The sequence below is a fragment of the Kitasatospora sp. NPDC059648 genome (assembly GCF_042734825.1).
GTDB lineage: Bacteria > Actinomycetota > Actinomycetes > Streptomycetales > Streptomycetaceae > Kitasatospora.
This window is the reverse complement of the sequence record NZ_JBHWDU010000074.1, coordinates 24,262-42,123: the sequence shown is the minus strand read 5'-3', so window position 1 is coordinate 42,123 and position 17,862 is coordinate 24,262. Positions and strand designations below refer to the sequence as shown.

15 protein-coding genes and 1 pseudogene are annotated in these 17,862 nt (G+C 72.5%); 14 read left to right on the top strand and 2 right to left on the bottom strand.

Annotated elements, in window-relative coordinates; all coding sequences use genetic code 11:
• Positions 1-68: 68 nt before the first annotated feature.
• Positions 69-1,463 carry an acyltransferase family protein gene (locus ACFV1W_RS31260; protein ID WP_380420618.1) on the bottom strand — a complete coding sequence of 465 codons (1,395 nt, stop codon included), beginning with the start codon at positions 1,461-1,463 and terminating at the stop codon, positions 69-71.
• A gap of 128 nt (positions 1,464-1,591) precedes the next feature.
• Between ACFV1W_RS31260 and ACFV1W_RS31255 the strand changes: the two genes are divergently transcribed.
• A complete protein-coding gene (locus ACFV1W_RS31255) occupies positions 1,592-2,251 on the top strand; it encodes a trimeric intracellular cation channel family protein (RefSeq protein WP_380420617.1) in 660 nt (219 codons plus the stop codon).
• Here ACFV1W_RS31255 and ACFV1W_RS31250 read toward each other — a convergent pair.
• Complete coding sequence (locus ACFV1W_RS31250) at positions 2,157-2,933, bottom strand: IclR family transcriptional regulator (RefSeq protein WP_380420616.1); 777 nt, start codon at positions 2,931-2,933, stop codon at positions 2,157-2,159. The genes ACFV1W_RS31255 and ACFV1W_RS31250 overlap by 95 nt on opposite strands.
• Before the next feature lie 157 nt (positions 2,934-3,090).
• Here ACFV1W_RS31250 and ACFV1W_RS31245 point away from each other — a divergent pair, with 157 nt between their 5' ends.
• The 13 genes and pseudogenes from ACFV1W_RS31245 (at position 3,091) to ACFV1W_RS31185 (ending at position 17,842) form a co-directional block, all read left to right on the top strand.
• On the top strand, positions 3,091-4,272 hold the full coding sequence (locus tag ACFV1W_RS31245; protein ID WP_380420615.1) for a cysteine desulfurase family protein: 1,182 nt from the start codon (positions 3,091-3,093) through the stop codon (positions 4,270-4,272).
• Positions 4,273-4,324: 52 nt separating this feature from the next.
• Entirely contained in the window at positions 4,325-5,461 is a 1,137-nt protein-coding gene (mnmA, locus tag ACFV1W_RS31240; protein WP_380420614.1) for a tRNA 2-thiouridine(34) synthase MnmA, read from the top strand.
• 121 nt (positions 5,462-5,582) lie between these two features.
• Positions 5,583-6,764 (top strand): alpha/beta hydrolase family protein, encoded by a 1,182-nt coding sequence (locus tag ACFV1W_RS31235; RefSeq protein WP_380420613.1) that lies wholly within the window; start codon positions 5,583-5,585, stop codon positions 6,762-6,764.
• Positions 6,765-6,838: 74 nt separating this feature from the next.
• Entirely contained in the window at positions 6,839-7,363 is a 525-nt protein-coding gene (locus tag ACFV1W_RS31230) for a TIGR00730 family Rossman fold protein (RefSeq protein ID WP_380420612.1), read from the top strand.
• A gap of 13 nt (positions 7,364-7,376) precedes the next feature.
• A complete protein-coding gene (locus tag ACFV1W_RS31225; protein WP_380420611.1) occupies positions 7,377-8,066 on the top strand; it encodes an SDR family oxidoreductase in 690 nt (229 codons plus the stop codon).
• Between the two features lie 72 nt (positions 8,067-8,138).
• Positions 8,139-9,149: a methionine synthase gene (locus ACFV1W_RS31220; protein ID WP_380420610.1), complete on the top strand. Its 1,011-nt coding sequence runs from the start codon at positions 8,139-8,141 to the stop codon at positions 9,147-9,149.
• Positions 9,150-9,168: 19 nt separating this feature from the next.
• Entirely contained in the window at positions 9,169-11,457 is a 2,289-nt protein-coding gene (gene ligA, locus ACFV1W_RS31215) for an NAD-dependent DNA ligase LigA (protein WP_380420609.1), read from the top strand.
• Positions 11,458-11,842: 385 nt separating this feature from the next.
• Positions 11,843-13,594: pseudogene (locus ACFV1W_RS31210) on the top strand (putative bifunctional diguanylate cyclase/phosphodiesterase); the annotation flags it as partial.
• A 163-nt stretch (positions 13,595-13,757) separates the two neighbouring features.
• On the top strand, positions 13,758-14,054 hold the full coding sequence (gene gatC, locus ACFV1W_RS31205; protein ID WP_030057414.1) for an Asp-tRNA(Asn)/Glu-tRNA(Gln) amidotransferase subunit GatC: 297 nt from the start codon (positions 13,758-13,760) through the stop codon (positions 14,052-14,054).
• A gap of 14 nt (positions 14,055-14,068) precedes the next feature.
• A complete protein-coding gene (gene gatA / locus ACFV1W_RS31200) occupies positions 14,069-15,568 on the top strand; it encodes an Asp-tRNA(Asn)/Glu-tRNA(Gln) amidotransferase subunit GatA (RefSeq protein WP_380420621.1) in 1,500 nt (499 codons plus the stop codon).
• The gene (locus ACFV1W_RS31195) at positions 15,565-15,825 is read left to right on the top strand and encodes a hypothetical protein (protein ID WP_380420608.1); all 261 of its coding nucleotides are present in this window, start codon (positions 15,565-15,567) and stop codon (positions 15,823-15,825) included. The genes gatA and ACFV1W_RS31195 overlap by 4 nt, the downstream gene beginning before the upstream one ends.
• A gap of 85 nt (positions 15,826-15,910) precedes the next feature.
• The gene (gene gatB, locus ACFV1W_RS31190) at positions 15,911-17,419 is read left to right on the top strand and encodes an Asp-tRNA(Asn)/Glu-tRNA(Gln) amidotransferase subunit GatB (protein ID WP_380420607.1); all 1,509 of its coding nucleotides are present in this window, start codon (positions 15,911-15,913) and stop codon (positions 17,417-17,419) included.
• 264 nt (positions 17,420-17,683) lie between these two features.
• Positions 17,684-17,842: a hypothetical protein gene (locus ACFV1W_RS31185; protein ID WP_363442236.1), complete on the top strand. Its 159-nt coding sequence runs from the start codon at positions 17,684-17,686 to the stop codon at positions 17,840-17,842.
• Positions 17,843-17,862: the final 20 nt, after the last annotated feature.

The following is a 17,862-nucleotide window of genomic DNA, read 5'->3' as shown; positions in this document are numbered from 1 at the left end:
CCGCACGCACGAGGCCGCCCGCCCCCGGAGACGGGAGCGGGCGGCCTCGTGCGTGCGCGCCGGCGGCGTCAGCCGCGGCCGGCGACGGGCTCCGCCTCCCGTGCCGGCTCGGCCGGCTGCGGCTCGCGCGCGGCCGGGGCGGCCGGACGGGCGGGCGGCAGGTCGGAGGGGAAGCGGCGGTTCAGCGCCTTGATCGCCTTGCGGCCCAGGTTCTGGAACGGGATCTCGATCAGGCGGTAGCTGAGGTAGCTGATCACCAGCAGGGCGGCCATCAGTCCGAAGAACTGGAGGCTGCGGTCCTGCCAGGAGGTGAAGGGCGGCCGGTTCTCCAGCTTCCAGTTCATGAAGTGGATGAGCGGGTTGTGCAGGAGGTAGACCGAGTAGCTGATCGTGCCCAGCCAGGTCAGCCAGCGCGGGAAGCGGCGGCGCCGCAGCAGCATGCCGATCGCGAAGACGACCCAGGCGCCCAGGTAGGCGCCGGAGAAGGCCTGCCAGGACTCGCTCCAGGTCCGCCACAGTGCGTTGTCGCGGTTGTACATGTAGCCGCACAGGACGCCGGCGGTGAGGACGAAGCCGCAGCACAGCAGGGCCGGCATGCGGTCGATCTGGCCGTGCTCCAGCCGGTACAGGACCGTCCCGGCGAACATCGTGGCGAAGATCATCAGGGTCTCGAAGGCGGCGGAGCGCCCGTTCAGCAGGACCAGCACCAGGCCCAGCCCGCCGAGCATCGTCCCGCCCCAGCGGGTCAGGTCGGCCCGGCCGGTGAGGAAGCAGACCATCGCGGTGACCACGATGACCAGGACGGCCAGCGCCAGGTGCCGGTTGGCGGGCAGGCCGCCGTCGGCCGTGAGCAGGCCGAGCGGCAGCCAGGAGCCGAGGAGCAGCGCGCCGCCCGCGAAGCCGATCGCGATCGGGGCGCTCTGCCGGTGCCGGCCGTTGACGAACAGGGCCGTCACCAGGAAATAGAAGATCATTTCATAGGTGAGCGTCCACATCACGCCGATGACGTTAGGGATGCCCGTCAGGTCCTGGACCATCGTGGCGTTGCCCGCCAGCGAGAGCAGCGGGTGGTCGAAGGCGAAGCCCTGGATGACCGAGTGGTTGCGGGGCAGTACCAGCAGGCTCACGACCACGGTGACGATCACCACCGGGTAGATCCGGAAGTACCGGCCCGCCCAGAACGAGCGGACGTCGCCGCGCCGCTCCAGCGAGGCCGGGATGATGTACCCGCTGACCAGGAAGAACAGCATCACGCCGAAGATGCCCGGATCCCCGAAGTTGCGCGGTTCGTGCTCGATGTGGAGCCAGTAGAACGGCAGCGCCAGGTGGTAGATCGCGACGGAGAGCGCGGCTATGCCGCGCAGGGCGTCGAGCCAACCGAGCCTCGACGAGGCGGCGGAGGCTGCGCCGCCCCCGGCGGTTCGGGAGTTCTGGCGTTGGGATGCGCGTCCGATGAGCTTCACACGCGGGAGGTTAGCGGAGCGCGGTGGGGCATGGGGCGGCGCGGTGGCGCGGCGCGTCCCGCGAGACGGTTTCATCCGAACTGTGACCGATGTCCGGGGAGGTGCGGCGCATCGGGTACACATGGACGGTGAGTTCGCAGATCTTCCCCTCCGACGTGCAGCAATCGCTCGACCTGGCCGGCATCTTCGTCTTCGCCCTCTCCGGAGGGCTGCTCGCCGTGCGCAAGAACATGGACATCTTCGGGATCTGTGTGCTCGCGGAGGCCACCGCCCTGGGCGGCGGGGTGATCCGCGACCTGGTCATCGGGGCGACCCCGGTGGCCGCCTTCACCAACCTCGGGTACTTCGTGACCCCGCTCGCGGCCGCGCTGGTGGTGTTCTTCCTGCACCCCGAGGTCGAACGGATCAACCGCGCGGTGCAGACCCTGGACGCGCTCGGCCTCGGGCTCTTCTGCGTCACCGGGACCGCCAAGGCGCACGACTACGGGCTGGGCGCGGTCGCCGCGATCGCGCTGGGCATGGTGACCGCGGCGGGCGGCGGCGTGATCCGCGACGTGCTGGCCGGGGAGATCCCCTCGCTGCTGCGCTGGGACCGCGAGATCTACGCCGTCCCGGCTCTGGTCGGCGCCGCCCTGGTGGCCGTCCTGATCGGTGCCGACCGGCTCACCGGCGCCACCGGCACCGCCGCCGCGCTCACCGCCTTCGGGCTGCGGATGCTCGCCCTGAAGTACGGCTGGCGCGCCCCGCGGGCCTGGCACCGCAACGGTTCTCGCACCAGCGAGGAGTAGGCGAGCCGCCGCACGCCAGCGAGATCGCCTCGGCCGTGCAGAGCAGCTCCGGCAGCATCCGGGCCAGTACGGCCGGCGGCACCTGGCTGGCCGGGGCGCTCAGCGCGCAGGCCGCGACCGTCCGCCCGCCGCTGCCCGCGACCGGCGCGGCCACGCAGGTCACCGGTTCCCGGTGCTCCGCCGACTCGGCCGCCCAGCCCCGGCGGCGCACCGCCGCCAGCTCGCCCGGCAGCTCCTCCTCGCGGGTGCCGTCCTCGGGCAGTCCGGCGAGCAGCACCCGCCCGACGGCCGTGCCGGTCACCGGGGCGCGGCGCCCGATCCGGGGCGGCAGGGTGGCCGGCGGCGGGCCCACCTCGTCCAGGTAGAGCACCTCGCCGTCGTGCAGCACGGCCAGCTGGGCGGTGTAGCCGCAGCGGGCGTTGAGCGCGGCCAGGTAGGGCGCGGCCACCTGCCGGACGTCGAAGTCCTCCAGGGCGCGGTGGGCCAGCGAGAGCACCCGGCCGCCGACCCGGTAGCGCAGATCGGACTGGCGCCGGACGAATCCGTGCTCCTCCAGGGTGCGCAGCAGCCGCAGCGCGGTGGACTTGTGCACCCCGAGGCTGCTCGCTGCCTGCTCCAGCGAGAGCGGCCCGTCGCCGAGCGAGCCGAGCAGCGTCAGTGCGCGGTCGACCGACTGCGACATGGACGCCCCCTGGAACTCGTTCGAGAAGTGTTCGTCAGGCTAACCGCTGGGCGGTGCAGTGGTACAAACCAGTGCCGGGCGCCGGCGTTCGGATCGGTGGCCGGATCGGCGCGCGCCTGGTGGGGCGTCGGGGCACGGCCTCTACAATCGGATGGTTATGCCATACCTGGACCATGCGGCGACCACGCCGATGCTGCCCGAGGCGATCGCCGCGATGACGGCGCACCTGGGGGTGGTCGGCAACGCCTCGGCCCTGCACGCGGCCGGCCGCCGGGCCCGCCGGGTGGTCGAGGAGTCCCGCGAGTCGCTGGCCGAGTCGCTGGGCGCCCGCCCGAGCGAGATCGTGTTCACCGGCGGCGGCACCGAGTCGGACAACCTGGCGGTCAAGGGCCTGTACTGGTCCCGCCGGGACGCCGATCCGGCCCGCACCCGGGTGCTGTCCAGCCCGGTCGAGCACCATGCGGTGCTGGACGCGGTGCACTGGCTCTCCGAGCACGAGGGCGCGACGGTCGAGTACCTGCCGGTGGACGGCTACGGCCGGGTGCACCCCGCGGAACTGCGGGCGGCGATCGAGCGCGACCCGGCGTCGGTGGCCCTGGTCACCGTGATGTGGGCCAATAACGAGGTCGGCACCGTCCAGCCGGTGCGCGAACTCGCCGCGGTGGCCGCCGAGTACGGCATCCCGATGCACGCCGACGCGGTGCAGGCGCTGGGTCAGGTCCCGGTCTCCTTCGCCGAGTCGGGGCTCACCGCACTCACCGTCACCGGTCACAAGATCGGCGGCCCGTTCGGCATCGGCGCGCTGCTGCTCTCCCGCGGCGCCACGCCCGTCCCGCTGCTGCACGGCGGTGGCCAGGAGCGCGACGTACGCTCCGGCACCCTGGACGCCCCCGCCGCCGCGGGCTTCGCGGCCGCCGGGGCCTGGGCCGTCGAGCACCGGGCCGAGCACGCGGTGGCGCTGGGCGCGCTGCGCGACGACCTGGTGGCCGGGGTGCTGGCGGCCGTCCCGGACGCGGTCCTCAACGGCGACCCGTCCGCGGAGGGCAGGCTGCCCGCCAACGCCCACTTCTCCTTCCCCGGCTGCGAGGGCGACGCCCTGCTGATGCTGCTGGACGCCCAGGGCATCGAGTGCTCCACCGGCTCGGCCTGCTCGGCCGGGGTGCCGCAGCCCAGCCACGTGCTGCTCGCGATGGGCGTCGACCCGCTGCTGGCGCGGGCCTCGCTGCGGTTCTCGCTCGGTCACACCTCGGTGCGCGAGGACGTCGCGGCGCTGGCGGCCGCGATCGGCCCGGCGGTGCAGCGGGCCCGCAATGCCGGGCTGGCGACGGTACGCCGGTAGCCCGCCGTACGGGGCCGGGCATGTCCGGCGGCCCCGTACGCTTGTACTCACCATGACTGACTTCCCGGGTGCCCCGACCACTCCGTCCACCGGCCGTCTGCGCGTGCTCGCGGCGATGTCCGGCGGAGTCGACTCCGCCGTCGCCGCCGCCCGCGCCGTCGAAGCCGGGCACGAGGTGACCGGCGTCCACCTGGCGCTCTCCGCCAATCCGCAGTCTTTCCGCACCGGCGCGCGCGGCTGCTGCACCATCGAGGACTCCCGGGACGCCTGGCGGGCCGCCGACGTGATCGGCATCCCCTTCTACGTCTGGGACCTCGCCGAGCGCTTCCGCGAGGACGTCATCGACGACTTCGTCGCCGAGTACGCGGCCGGGAGGACCCCGAACCCCTGCCTGCGCTGCAACGAGAAGATCAAGTTCGCCGCGCTGCTGGACAAGGCGATCGCCCTCGGCTTCGACGCCGTCTGCACCGGCCACTACGCCCGGATCGTCGACCTGCCCTCCGGCGAGCGCGAGCTGCACCGCGCGGTGGACGGCGCCAAGGACCAGTCCTACGTCCTCGGCGTGCTCGACGCCGAGCAGCTCGCCCACTCCCTCTTCCCGCTCGGCGACACCACCAAGGAGGAGATCCGGGCCGAGGCCGAGCGCCGCGGGCTGGCCGTCGCCAAGAAGCCCGACAGCCACGACATCTGCTTCATCGCCGACGGCGACACCCAGGGCTTCCTGGCCCGGCACCTCGGCACCGCCACCGGCGACATCCTCGACGTCGACGGCACCAAGCTCGGCGAGCACGACGGCGCCTACGGCTTCACCATCGGCCAGCGCAAGGGCCTGCGGATCGGCCGCCCGGCCGCCGACGGCAAGCCGCGCTACGTCCTCGACATCTCCCCGGTGAACAACACCGTCACCGTCGGCCCCGTCGAGGGCCTCGACGTCGCCGCCCTGACCGCCATCCGCCCCCGCTGGTGCGGCACCGAGCCCCTCACCGAGGGCCGCTACACCGCCCAGCTCCGCGCCCACGGCGAGGAGGTGCCCGTCTCCGCCTCGATGGTCGACGACATCCTCCACGTCCGCCTCGACACCCCGGCCCGCGGCATCGCCCCCGGCCAGGCGGTGGTGCTGTACGACGGCACCCGCGTCGTCGGCTCCGCCACCATCGCCACGACGGAGCGCCCGGCCGTCCACGCCTGAGCGGGCCATGGCGGCGTCATCCGGATGGATGATGCCGCTGAACCGCCCGGATGACCGTGGCCGGAGAAGGCATCCGTCGGGCTGATCCGAGGGTGCGGGCCGCGAACCTAGCGTCGGGGGCATGAACCGATCCCGTCGTATCGCGGCCGTCGCCGCGCTCGTCCTCGTCCTGCCGATGCCGATGGCCGGGGCCGCGCTGGCCTCGCCGTCCCCGTCCGCGACTACGGCTGCCGCCGCGGCCGTTGCTCCTGCCGCCTTCCACGCCGAGCTGCCCCGCCCGACCGGGCGGTACGCGGTGGGGGAGGAGGTGCTGCACCTGACCGATCAGGACCGCACCGATCCGTGGGTGCCGTCGGCCGGGCCGCGGCAGCTGGCAGTGTCGATGTTCTACCCGGCCCGGCCCGGCACCGGCGAGCCCGCTCCGTACATGACCCTCGGCGAGGCACAGGGCTTCGTGGCGACGCGGGTCCCGTCGGGTGCCGGGCTCCGGCCGCAGGACGTCGTGGACATCGACACCCACGCCTACACCGGCGCGAAGGCCGTGGGCGGGAAGTTCCCGCTGGTGGTCCTCTCGCCCGGTTTCGAGAACCCCCGCGCCACGCTGACCGGTCTGGCGACCGACCTGGCCGGCCGCGGCTACGTGGTGGCCCTGGTCGGCCACACCTACGAGGACTCCGGCGAGACGCTCGCCGACGGCAGCACCCCGGGCTGCGCGCTGTGCGACACCGGCGCACCGGACGCGCTCCCCGACAGCCGGGCGAAGGACGTGTCCTTCGTGCTGGACCGGCTGACCGGGCAGCACCCGGCCTGGCGCCTGGCGCACCTGATCGACCGTGACCGCATCGGCATGGCCGGGCACTCGGTCGGCGGCATGTCGGCGCTGACGGCGATGGCCGAGGACCGGCGGATCCTGGCCGGGGTGAACATGGACGGGGCGTTCTGGCCCTCGGTCCCGACCGACAAGCCCGACGGGCGCCCGTTCCTCCTGCTCGGCAAGGAGAGCGACCACGCCGTCGGTGGCGGGGAGACGTCCTGGGGGAAGGCCTGGGCAGGCTGGGACGGCTACAAGCCCTGGCTGGCTGTCGCGGGCGCCAACCACTCCACCTTCACGGACGTCCCGGTCCTGGCCGCCGAGATCGGCATTCCGTCCCCTCCCGGGACGACCACCTCGGCGGAGCGCGGCATGCAGCTGACCCGGGAGTACGTCGGCGCCTTCTTCGACCGGACCCTGAAGGGCACCGACCAGCCCCTGCTGGACGGCCCGTCGGCGGCCAACCCGGAGGTGCTCTTCCAGCACCCGTGAGCAGGCGGCGGCCGGGGGCGGGGCGTTAATGCCGGTGAGTGGGGGCGGGCGGGCGTGATAGACCAGTCGGCACTATGAATATCTGCGTCTTCTGCTCCGCGTACTCGCTCGACGACCGTTACTCCGCCCCCGCCGCCGAGTTCGCCCGGCTCCTCGGCGAGGGCGGCCACACCCTGGTGTGGGGAGGCTCGAACGCCGGACTGATGGGCCTGCTCGCCGACGAGGTGAAGGCGGCGGGCGGCCGGCTCGTCGGGGTGATGGTCGAGATGCTGAAGCACAAGGGGTACGTCGGCGCCGACGAGCTGGTGATGACCCGCGACCTCGCCGAGCGGAAGGCGGAGCTGGCGTCCCGCGCGGACGCCATCGTCGTCCTGGTCGGCGGGCTGGGGACCTTGGACGAGGTCACCGAGGTGCTGGAGCTCAAGAAGCACGGGATGTTCGAGAAGCCGGTCGTCGTCCTGGACACCGAGGGCTTCTACTCGGGGCTGCGCACCCAGCTGGAGAGGATGGACGCCGAGGGCTTCCTGCCGCGTCCGCTCACCGAGCTGATCGGCTTCGCCGATACGCCCGCCGAGGTGTTCGCGCAGCTCAAGGCCTGAGAGGATCGGAACCATGGCCGCACATCTGATCACCGGCGCCGGCTCCGGCATCGGCGCCGTCCTGACCGAGAAGCTCGCCGGGCGCGGGGACGAGCTCTGGCTGCTCGCCCGTGACGCCCGCCGGGCCGCCGAACTGCGCGACCGCTTCCCGGGCGCCAACACCCTGGTCGGCGACCTCGCCGACCCGGGCAAGCTGTCCTGGGCGTTCGGGCACCAGACGCTGCCCGTCACCCTCGACTCGCTGCTGCACGTCGCGGGCGTGGTCGAGCTCGGGCCGGTCGGCGACCTGCCGCTGAAGGCCTGGCAGGACACGCTGAACGTCAACCTGCTGGCCCCCGCCGAGCTGACCCGCCTGCTGCTGCCCTCGCTGCGGCAGTCCAAGGGCCACGTGGTGTTCGTCAACTCCGGCGCCGGCCTCGCCGCCCACGCCGACTGGTCGGCGTACGCGGCCAGCAAGCACGGGCTCAAGGCGCTGGCCGACTCGCTGCGCCACGAGGAGCACGCCAACGGCGTCCGGGTCACCTCGGTCTACCCGGGCCGCACCGCCACCGCGATGCAGGCCAAGGTGCACCAGCAGGAGGGCAAGGAGTACGAGGCCGACCGCTGGATCGAGCCGGAGTCCGTCGCGAAGGCCGTCCTCGCCGCCCTGGACGCCTCCCGGGACGCCGAGATCACCGACCTCACCGTCCGCCCGGGGCGCTGAACACGGCGCTGAACACGGCGCTGAACGGGGCTCCGAGGAACGGAGACGGCGCCGCGCACTAGGCTCGGACGGGTGAGCACCGGACACCCCTTCCCCGACCTGCGCGGCGCCGCCACCGGCGTCGGCTCGCTGCCCGGCACCGACGCCCGGGAGGCCGCCAGGACCTCCACCGGCGCGCTGGAGCACCTGCCCTTCCTGCCCGAGCTGCCCGCGCGCGGTCCGGGCGCCGACATGATCGGCCGCAGCGCCGGGCTGCTGGTCGAACTCTTCGCGCAGACCGAGCCCAGCGGCTGGCGGTTCGCCGACCGTCCCGGCCGGGACACCCGTCGGGCCCACTCCTGGCTCGGCGAGGACCTGGACGCCCTGGAGGAGTTCACCCAGGGCCACCGGGGCGCGCTGAAGGTCCAGGCCGTCGGCCCGTGGACGCTGGCGGCGAACATCGAGCTCAAGCACGGCGAGAAGGCGCTCGCCGACTCCGGTGCCTGCCGGGACATCGCCGGTTCGCTCACCGAGGGCCTGCGCCGCCACCTCGCGGAGGTCCGCAAGCGGGTGCCGGGCGCGGAGGTGGTCCTCCAGCTGGACGAGCCCTCGCTGCCCGCCGTGCTGGCCGGGCAGGTGAAGACCGCCAGCGGCTTCCAGCGGCTGCGCGCCGTGGACCGGCAGGTCGCCGAGGAGGTGCTGCGGGAGCTGGTCCGCGGCCTGGACGCGCCCGTCGTCGTGCACTCCTGCGCCCCGGACGTCCCGGTCCCGCTGCTGCGCCGGGCCGGGGTCGCGGGGATCTCGCTGGACCTCTCCCTCCTCAGCGAGCGCCAGGACGACGACCTGGGCGAGGCGGTGGAGGGCGGCACGGTGATCCTCGCTGGTGTCGTCCCCGCCACTGACCAGGCGGTGTCCGACCCGGCCGGTAGTGTCCAGGGGGTCAGGACCTTGTGGCGCAGGCTCGGGTTCGCTCCGGAGCTGCTGGGCCGCCGCGTGCTGGTGACGCCGGCCTGCGGGCTCGCCGGGGCCTCCCCGGCGTACGCGCGCAGGGCGCTGTCGCTCGCGGCGCGGGCGGCGCAGAGCCTGGTGGACAACCCGGAATGAGAACGTAGGAGGGCTTGCGGTGACGGCTGTCGAGGGCTGGGAGGACGTTCCGGCGGAGGTGCGCCGACGGCACGCCGAGCTGGCGCAGGAGATCACCGACCACCGCGCCCGGTACTACGAGCAGGACGCGCCGGTCGTCAGCGACGCCGAGTTCGACGCGCTGATGCGCGAGCTGGAGGCGATCGAGGCCGAGCACCCGGCCCTGGTGACGCCGGAGTCGCCGACCCAGCGGGTCGGCGGCGCCCCCACCGAGCTGTTCGCCGCGGTCGAGCACCGCGAGCGCCTGCTCAGCCTCGACAACGCGATGGACGACGAGGAGTTGGGCGCCTGGGCGGACCGGGTCGCCACCGAGCTGCACGGCATCGACTACCACTACCTGTGCGAGCTCAAGGTGGACGGCCTGGCCGTCAACCTCACCTACGAGAAAGGCCAGTTGGTGCAGGCGGCGACCCGCGGCGACGGCCGGGTCGGCGAGGACATCACCGCCAACATCCGCACCATCAAGGAGATCCCGCACCGGCTCAGGGGCGACGACGTCCCCGAGCTGGTGGAGATCCGCGGCGAGGTCTACTTCCCGACCGAGGAGTTCCTCGCGCTCAACGCCTCGTTCTCGGAGGAGAACGAGCGCCGCCGGCAGGAGAACGAGGAGCGCGCCAAGGAGGGCAAGCGGCCCCGGGCGATGATCCGGCTGTTCATGAACCCGCGCAACGCGGCCGCCGGTTCGCTGCGCCAGAAGGACCCGCACGTCACCGCCTCCCGCCCGCTGCACATGGTGGTGCACGGCATCGGCGCCCGCGTCGGCTTCGACATCGACAACCAGTCGCACGCCTACCGGCTGCTGCACGACTGGGGCCTGCCCACCGCCCGGCACAACAAGGTGGTCGGGAGCCTGGCCGAAGTCCGGGCCTTCATCAAGCACTTCGGCGAGCAGCGGCACTCGGTCGAGCACGAGATCGACGGCGTCGTGGTCAAGGTGGACGAGATCGCCCTGCAGGGCCGGCTCGGCACCACCTCCAAGTCCCCGCGCTGGGCGATCGCCTGGAAGTACCCGCCGGAGGAGGTGACCGGCAAGCTCGCCGAGATCAAGGTCGGCATCGGCCGCACCGGCCGGGCCACCCCGTACGCGGTGCTGGCCGAGCCGGTGAAGGTGGCCGGCTCGATGGTGCAGTACGCGACGCTGCACAACCAGGAGATCGTCAAGGCCAAGGACGTCCTGTTGGGCGACACGGTGGTGCTGCGCAAGGCCGGTGACGTCATCCCGGAGATCCTCGGTCCGGTCTACGACCTGCGGGACGGCACGGAGCAGGCCTTCGTGATGCCCTCGCACTGCCCGGAGTGCGCCACCGAGCTGCGCCCGATGTCCGAGGGGGACATCGACCTGCGCTGCCCCAACGCCCAGCACTGCCCGGCCCAGATCCGGGAGCGGATCGCCTTCCTCGGCGGGCGCTCCTGCCTGGACGTCGAGGGGCTCGGGTACGTCGCGGCCACCGCGCTGACCCAGCCGCTGGAGCCGGCCGAGGCGCCGGTGCGCAACGAGGGCGACGTCTTCGGGCTGACGGAGGAGCAGCTGCTGCCGATCAAGGTGCTGGTGCGCGACCAGAGGACCGGCATGCCCAAGCTGGACGACCGGACCGGCAAGGAGAAGGAGGTGTTCTTCTTCGCGACCACCAAGGGCGAGCCGAAGAAGTCGCTCCGGACGCTGCTGGACAACCTGGAGGGGGCGAAGGAGCGTCCGCTGTGGCGCTTCCTCAACGGCCTGTCGATCCGGCACGTCGGCCCGGTCGCGGCCCAGGAGCTGGCCCGGGAGTTCCGCGACCTGGACCGGGTCTTCTCGGCCACCGAGGAGGAACTGGCCGCGGTCGAGGGAGTCGGCCCGACCATCGCCCGCTCGATCAAGGAGTGGTTCGAGGAGGAGTGGCACCGGGACATCCTGGAGAAGTGGCGCGCCGCGGGCGTCCGCTTCACCGAGGAGTTCGAGGACGAGGAGGCCGCGGAGCGCCCGCTGGAGGGCCTGACGGTGGTCGTGACGGGGACGCTGTCCGGCCACACCCGGGACGGTGCCAAGGAGGCGCTGACCTCGCGCGGAGCGAAGGTGACCGGTTCAGTTTCGAAAAAGACCGATTTTGTGGTCGTTGGTGACAACCCAGGATCCAAGTACGACAAGGCGGTTCAGCTCGGACTGCCCGTCCTGGACGATGCGGGCTTCGCCGTGCTGCTGGCCGACGGACCGTCGGCGGCCCGCGCCCACCTGGGACTTCCGGAGCCCGAGGAGGCCGCCGGGCCCGCCGGCGACCCCGCCGAGGGCTGATCCGGAGCGGACCCGATCGGCCGGTGGCCGGATCCGTGTTGTTATCGTCCTGATGCAACGTCACCGGGTGCCGTCCAGTGAAAGCGGGCATTGTGTCACTGTGCGACACCCGGGCGCGGTGGCGCGTTTCCGGTTGTCCGAAAGTCTGCCCACCGGGTGGACCCCGGCATACCCTGGAGCGCAACAGAGTGTCAGCAGGGGTGGGGGCACCGGCTGAGCCGGTGCTCCTCGGGGTCGCTCCATGCCCGGCAGCTGCCGGTACCAGCACGGTGCCTCACCGTAAGGCGGCCTGACGGGGCGGGCCCGACGGAGGACAGGGCTTATGGATCGTACGACCGGCGGCGCGCCCACACGCCCGCCGCAGGGGGTGGCAGGTGCGGTCCTGCTGCTCGGCGTGCTGCTGGCCGGAGCCGCGCCGCTCATCCCGCTGGCCGTCCTGGTCTACCGGTACGAACCCGAGCTGCTGCCGCTGTTCGCGGTGCCGCTGGCCGTCCTGGTGGCGGCCTGGCGGATCGCCCGGGACCGCGCCCGCGACCAGCTGACCGACCCGCTGACGGACCTGCCCAACCGTCAGGCCTTACTGCTGGCCGCCCAGGAGGCGATCGTCGAGCGCGAGGAGGGCTACAGCGTCGGTCTCATCCTGCTTGACCTCGATCGCTTCCGATCACTCAATGACACACTCGGTCATACGGCAGGTGACCGGCTGCTGGTTCACATCGCCCGCCGACTCCACCGGGCGCTGCGCTCCGGAGGCCCGGCCGGCAGCGCCACCCGGGAGTCCATCGACGACGTCTTCGCCGGCCTGCCCCGGCACTACCGCCGCGGCCGCCCGATGGTGGCCCGGATGGGCGGCGACGAGTTCGCCGTCCTGATGCCCGGCATCAACTGCCCCGACAGCCTGGAACGGGTGGCCAAGGCGCTGATCGCCGAGCTCGCCGCACCGATCCGCCTGGACGGGCTGCTGCTGGTGCTGGAGGCCAGCGCCGGCGTCTGCGTCTACCCGCAGGGCGCCCAGGACGCCGAGTCGCTGCTGCGCCGCGCCGACGTGGCGATGGGCCACGCCCAGCGCGAGTGCAGCGGGGTGGCCCAGTACGACGAGACCCAGGACGCCGACACCCCGTACCGGATCGGCCTGCTGGGGGACCTGCGCCGGGCCCTGGAGACCGGCGAGGTGCAGCTGCACTACCAGCCGAAGGTGGCCTTCGACGGCCGGGTGGTCGGCCTGGAGGCGCTGCTGCGCTGGGAGCGGCCCGGGCAGGGGAGGGTCTCGCCGGACGAGTTCGTCGGGCTCGCCGAGTCCAGCGGCCTGATGCCCCGGCTCACCGACTACGTACTGGAGGCGGCGGTGGGCCAGTTGGCCTACTGGCGCGACCAGGGCCTGCAGGTGCAGGTCGCGGTCAACGTCTCGCCCCGCGACGTGCTCAACCCCGGCTTCGCCCAGCGCGTCGCCGGGCACCTGGTCCGCCACCAGGTGCCGGCCCACGCGCTCCAGCTGGAGATCACCGAGCGGCTGCTGCTGGACGACTCCCGGCGCGCCGCCGACACCCTCGCCGAGCTGCGCGGCTACGGCGTGGGGATGTCCCTGGACGACTTCGGCACCGGCCACTCCTCGCTGGTGCGGCTGCGCAGCCTGCCGGTCGGCGAGCTGAAGATCGACCGCTCCTTCGTCTCCCGGATGGTCGCCGACGACCACGACGCGGCGGTGGTCCGCTGCTCGGTGGAGCTGGCCCACTCGCTCGGCCTGACCGTGGTCGCCGAGGGCGTCGAGGACGACGAGACCTGGGAGCGGCTGCACCGCATGGGCGTGGACGCCGTCCAGGGCTGGCTGGTGTCGGCCGCGCTGCCCGCCGAGCAGGCCACCGCCTGGCTGCGGGTGCACCGCACCACCGGCGCCCCCACCGTGGAGCGCCTGGGTGCCCCGCCGCAGCTCCCGTCGATCATCAAGCCGGTCGCCCAGTCCTCCGCGATCAAGCCGGCGGTGCAGCCCGCCGCGCGGCCCCCGGCGCTCCCGCCGACGCTCCCGCCGGTGCTGCCGCCGGCCGTCCAGGCCGTGCAGCGCGGCCAGGCGCTCCCGGCCGCCCAGGTGGGCATCACGGCGCCCGGCACCCAGGGTTGGGCCCGTACCAGGCCCCAGTGACGCGGGCCCGCGGTCACTCGTTGGCCGGTGGCCGGGCCGGGCCCCATAGGATGGGGTCCAAAGACCACGAGGACGGAGCGCCGAACCCGGCTGCTCCTGCCCGGGCCCGGCACCGCCGCAGGCGTCGCCGGGTCTCACCAGAACTCACCCTGAGGATCGCTGCATGCCTGGCATCACGCGCGAGGAGGTCGCCCACCTCGCCCGGCTGTCGCGTCTTGAGCTGAAGCCCGAAGAGCTGGACCACTTCGCCGAGCAGCTCGACGTGATCATCGGCGCGGTCGCCCGCGTTTCCGAGGTCGCCGGACAGGACGTCCCGCCGACCTCCCACCCGCTGCCGCTGACCAACGTCATGCGCGCGGACGAGGTGCGGCCGTCGCTCACCCCGGAGCAGGCGCTGTCCGGCGCCCCCGCCGCCGAGGAGCAGCGTTTCCGTGTGCCGCAGATCCTCGGGGAGGACTGACCGAGATGACCGAGATGATCCCCACCCCGATCATTAGGTGGACCGCCGCCGAGACCGCCGGCGCCATCGCCAAGGGCGAGGTGTCCGCCGTCGAGGTCGCCCAGGCGCACCTGGACCGCATCGAGGCCGTCGACAAGAAGGTCAACGCCTTCCTGCACGTCGACACCGAGGGCGCGCTGGCCGCGGCCAGGGCCGTCGACGAGAAGCGCGCCAAGGGCGATGAGCTGGGCCCGCTGGCCGGCGTCCCGCTCGCGCTCAAGGACGTCTTCACCACCAAGGGCATCCCGACCACCTGCGGGTCGAAGATGCTGGAGGGCTGGATCCCGCCCTACGACGCCACCCTGACCACCCGTCTCAAGGACGCCGGCGTCGTCATCCTGGGCAAGACCAACATGGACGAGTTCGCGATGGGCTCCTCCACCGAGAACTCCGCCTACGGCCCGACCGGCAACCCGTGGGACCTCACCCGGATCCCCGGCGGCTCCGGCGGCGGTTCGGCCGCCGCGCTGGCCGCCTTCGAGGCCCCGCTGGCGATCGGCACCGACACCGGCGGCTCGATCCGCCAGCCCGGCGCCGTCACCGGCACCGTCGGCGTCAAGCCGACCTACGGCTCGGTGTCCCGCTACGGCCTGGTCGCCTTCTCCAGCAGCCTGGACCAGGGCGGCCCGTGCGCCCGTACGGTGCTGGACGCGGCGCTCCTGCACGAGGCCATCGCCGGGCACGACCCGCTGGACTCCACCTCGATCGACGCGCCCGTCCCGGCCGTGGTCGAGGCGGCGAGGATGCGCGACATCCGCGGCATGCGGATCGGCGTCGTCAAGGAGTTCGCCGGCGAGGGCTACCAGGCCGGCGTGATGCAGCGCTTCAACGAGTCGGTGGAGCTGCTGCGCGAGCTGGGCGCCGAGGTCGTCGAGGTCTCCTGCCCGTCCTTCACCCTGGCGCTGCCGGCGTACTACCTGATCGCCCCGTCGGAGTGCTCCTCCAACCTGGCCCGCTTCGACGCCATGCGCTACGGCCTGCGGGTCGGCGACGACGGCTCGCGCTCGGCCGAGGAGGTCACCGCGCTGACCCGCGAGGCCGGCTTCGGCGACGAGGTCAAGCGCCGCATCATCCTGGGCACCTACGCCCTCTCCTCGGGCTACTACGACGCGTACTACGGCTCGGCCCAGAAGGTGCGCACGCTGATCTCGCGCGACTTCGACGCCGCCTTCGCCGGTGTGGACGTCCTGGTCTCGCCGACCACGCCGACCACCGCCTTCCCGATCGGCGAGCGCGCCGACGACCCGATGGCGATGTACCTGGCCGACCTGTGCACGATTCCGTCGAACCTGGCGGGCAACGCGGCCATGTCGCTGCCGGTCGGCCTGGCCCCGGAGGACAATCTCCCGGTCGGCCTGCAGATCATCGCTCCCGCGATGGCGGACGACCGCCTGTACCGAGTGGGCGGCGCCGTCGAGGCCGCACTCAACGACAAGTGGGGGCACACCCTGCTGGAGGAGGTACCGGCACTGTGAGCAAGATCGAGAAGGCCAGGGCCCAGTCCGCTTCGATCAAGGGGTGGAAGCACTCGAAGCCCGGTCTCTGGCTGTCCATCGGCACCAGCGCCTTCGGTGCGGTCTCCGTGGTCAAGGACGTCCGCAAGGCCCGCGAGGAGAACGACACCCTCAAGCTGGTCAACGCCCTGGTCGGCGCGGCCGCGCTGATCACCGGCACCGCCCTGCTGGTGCGCGAGCTGCGCCAGCTGGGCTCCGACGACGTGCTGCTGGGCTGAACCGAGCTGAGCGCCAGGCCCGGCCCCGCGCACCGCGGCGGCCGGGCCCGTACCTCCCGAGTCTTTAGAGTTGAGAAGGGACGCTGTGAGCGTCATGAACCTGGTCTCCTACGAGGACGCTCTCGCGTCGTACGACCCGGTGATGGGCCTTGAGGTCCACGTCGAGCTCGGTACCAAGACCAAGATGTTCTGCGGTTGCTCGACCGAGCTGGGCGCCGAGCCGAACAGCCAGACCTGCCCGACCTGCCTGGGCCTGCCCGGCTCGCTGCCGGTGGTCAACGCGGTGGGCGTGGAGTCGGCGGTCAAGATCGGCCTGGCGCTGAACTGCGAGATCGCCGAGTGGTGCCGGTTCGCGCGGAAGAACTACTTCTACCCGGACATGCCCAAGAACTTCCAGACCTCGCAGTACGACGAGCCGATCGCCTTCAACGGCTACCTCGACGTGCAGCTGGAGGACGGCTCGACCTTCCGCGTGGAGATCGAGCGCGCCCACATGGAGGAGGACACCGGCAAGTCCAGCCACGTCGGCGGCGCCACCGGCCGCATCCACGGGGCCACCCACTCGCTGCTCGACTACAACCGGGCCGGCATCCCGCTGATCGAGATCGTCACCAAGCCGATCGTCGGCGCCGGCGAGCGCGCCCCCGAGGTCGCCAAGGCGTACGTCGCCGAGCTGCGCGAGCTGATCAAGTCCCTGGGCGTCTCCGAGGCCCGGATGGACAAGGGCCAGATGCGCTGCGACGTCAACCTGTCGCTGCGCCCGAACGGCACCGAGACCTTCGGCACCCGTTCCGAGACCAAGAACGTCAACTCGCTGCGCAGCGTGGAGCGGGCCGCCCGGTTCGAGATCCAGCGCCACGCCACCGTGCTGACCGACGGCGGCACCATCGTCCAGGAGACCCGCCACTTCCACGAGGACGACGGCACCACCACCTCGGGCCGGATCAAGGACAACGCGGAGGACTACCGCTACTTCCCCGAGCCGGACCTGGTGCCGGTGGCCCCCTCCCGCGAGTGGGTCGAGGAGCTCCGCGCCGCGCTGCCGGAGCTGCCGCGGGTGCGTCGCGCCCGGCTGCAGGCCGAGTGGGGCCTGTCCGACAAGGACATGCAGTCCGTGCTCAACGCCGGTGCGGTCGAGCCGATCCAGGAGACCATCGCGGCCGGTGCCCCGGCCGACCAGGCCCGCAAGTGGTGGATGGGCGAGCTGGCCCGCCGCGCCAACGAGACCGGCACCGAGCTGAGCGAGCAGCCGATCACCCCGGCGCAGGTCGCCCGGGTCACCGAGCTGGTCGCCGAGGGCAAGCTGAACGACAAGCTGGCCCGTCAGGTCATCGAGGCCGTGCTGGCCGGCGAGGGCGAGCCGGACGAGGTCGTCGAGAAGCGCGGCCTGGCCGTGGTCTCGGACGACTCCGCCCTGGGCGCGGCCGTCGACCAGGCGATCGCCGAGAACGAGGCCGTCGCCGCCAAGATCCGCGACGGCAAGATCGCGGCCGTGGGCGCGCTGGTCGGCGCGGTCATGAAGGCCACCCGTGGCCAGGCGGACGCGGCGCGCGTGAAGGACCTGATCCTGGAGAAGCTGGGCGTCTCGGCCTGAGCGCCCGGAGAACACCCCGGGTCCTAGGCCGTCAAGCCCGCCTTCCTAAGGCATCTAAGGCGTCTAAGGCCCCCTAAGTAAGGCCTAAGGCCCTGTCTCACCTATATATCTAGGTGGGACAGGGCCTTAAACCTTTTTTGGCCCCCCATCTAAGGCGGTCGGCCTTCGGAAGATGGGGCACGCTCCCGATGTGGCATCCCCCTCTGGGGGAGGAAGCTCTTACTCGTCAGGGAAACGAAGGTGAAACCCGAAGGGGAACCCGAAGTGATCGAGTACCAGCTCATCCAGCAGCAGGCCCACGAGCTCGAACTGCGTGCCGAGCACGAGCGCCTGGTCCGCGAGGCCCGGCAGGCCCGTCGCCTCCGCCGCCGTCCGGTGGCCGCCCGCTTCCAGCGGCGCCCCGTGCGTCAGCCGGAATGCTGACGGTGCGGCACCACGACGGT

What these genes read in the sequence shown, in the direction of transcription:
- ACFV1W_RS31235 (WP_380420613.1), top strand. Translation starts at nt 5,583, where the DNA reads ATGAACCGATCCCGTCGTATCGCGGCCGTCGCCGCGCTCGTCCTCGTC.
- ACFV1W_RS31250 (WP_380420616.1), bottom strand. Translation starts at nt 2,933, where the DNA reads ATGTCGCAGTCGGTCGACCGCGCACTGACGCTGCTCGGCTCGCTCGGC.
- mnmA (WP_380420614.1), top strand. Translation starts at nt 4,325, where the DNA reads ATGACTGACTTCCCGGGTGCCCCGACCACTCCGTCCACCGGCCGTCTG.
- ACFV1W_RS31230 (WP_380420612.1), top strand. Translation starts at nt 6,839, where the DNA reads ATGAATATCTGCGTCTTCTGCTCCGCGTACTCGCTCGACGACCGTTAC.
- ACFV1W_RS31225 (WP_380420611.1), top strand. Translation starts at nt 7,377, where the DNA reads ATGGCCGCACATCTGATCACCGGCGCCGGCTCCGGCATCGGCGCCGTC.
- ACFV1W_RS31245 (WP_380420615.1), top strand. Translation starts at nt 3,091, where the DNA reads ATGCCATACCTGGACCATGCGGCGACCACGCCGATGCTGCCCGAGGCG.
- gatC (WP_030057414.1), top strand. Translation starts at nt 13,758, where the DNA reads ATGCCTGGCATCACGCGCGAGGAGGTCGCCCACCTCGCCCGGCTGTCG.
- gatA (WP_380420621.1), top strand. Translation starts at nt 14,069, where the DNA reads ATGATCCCCACCCCGATCATTAGGTGGACCGCCGCCGAGACCGCCGGC.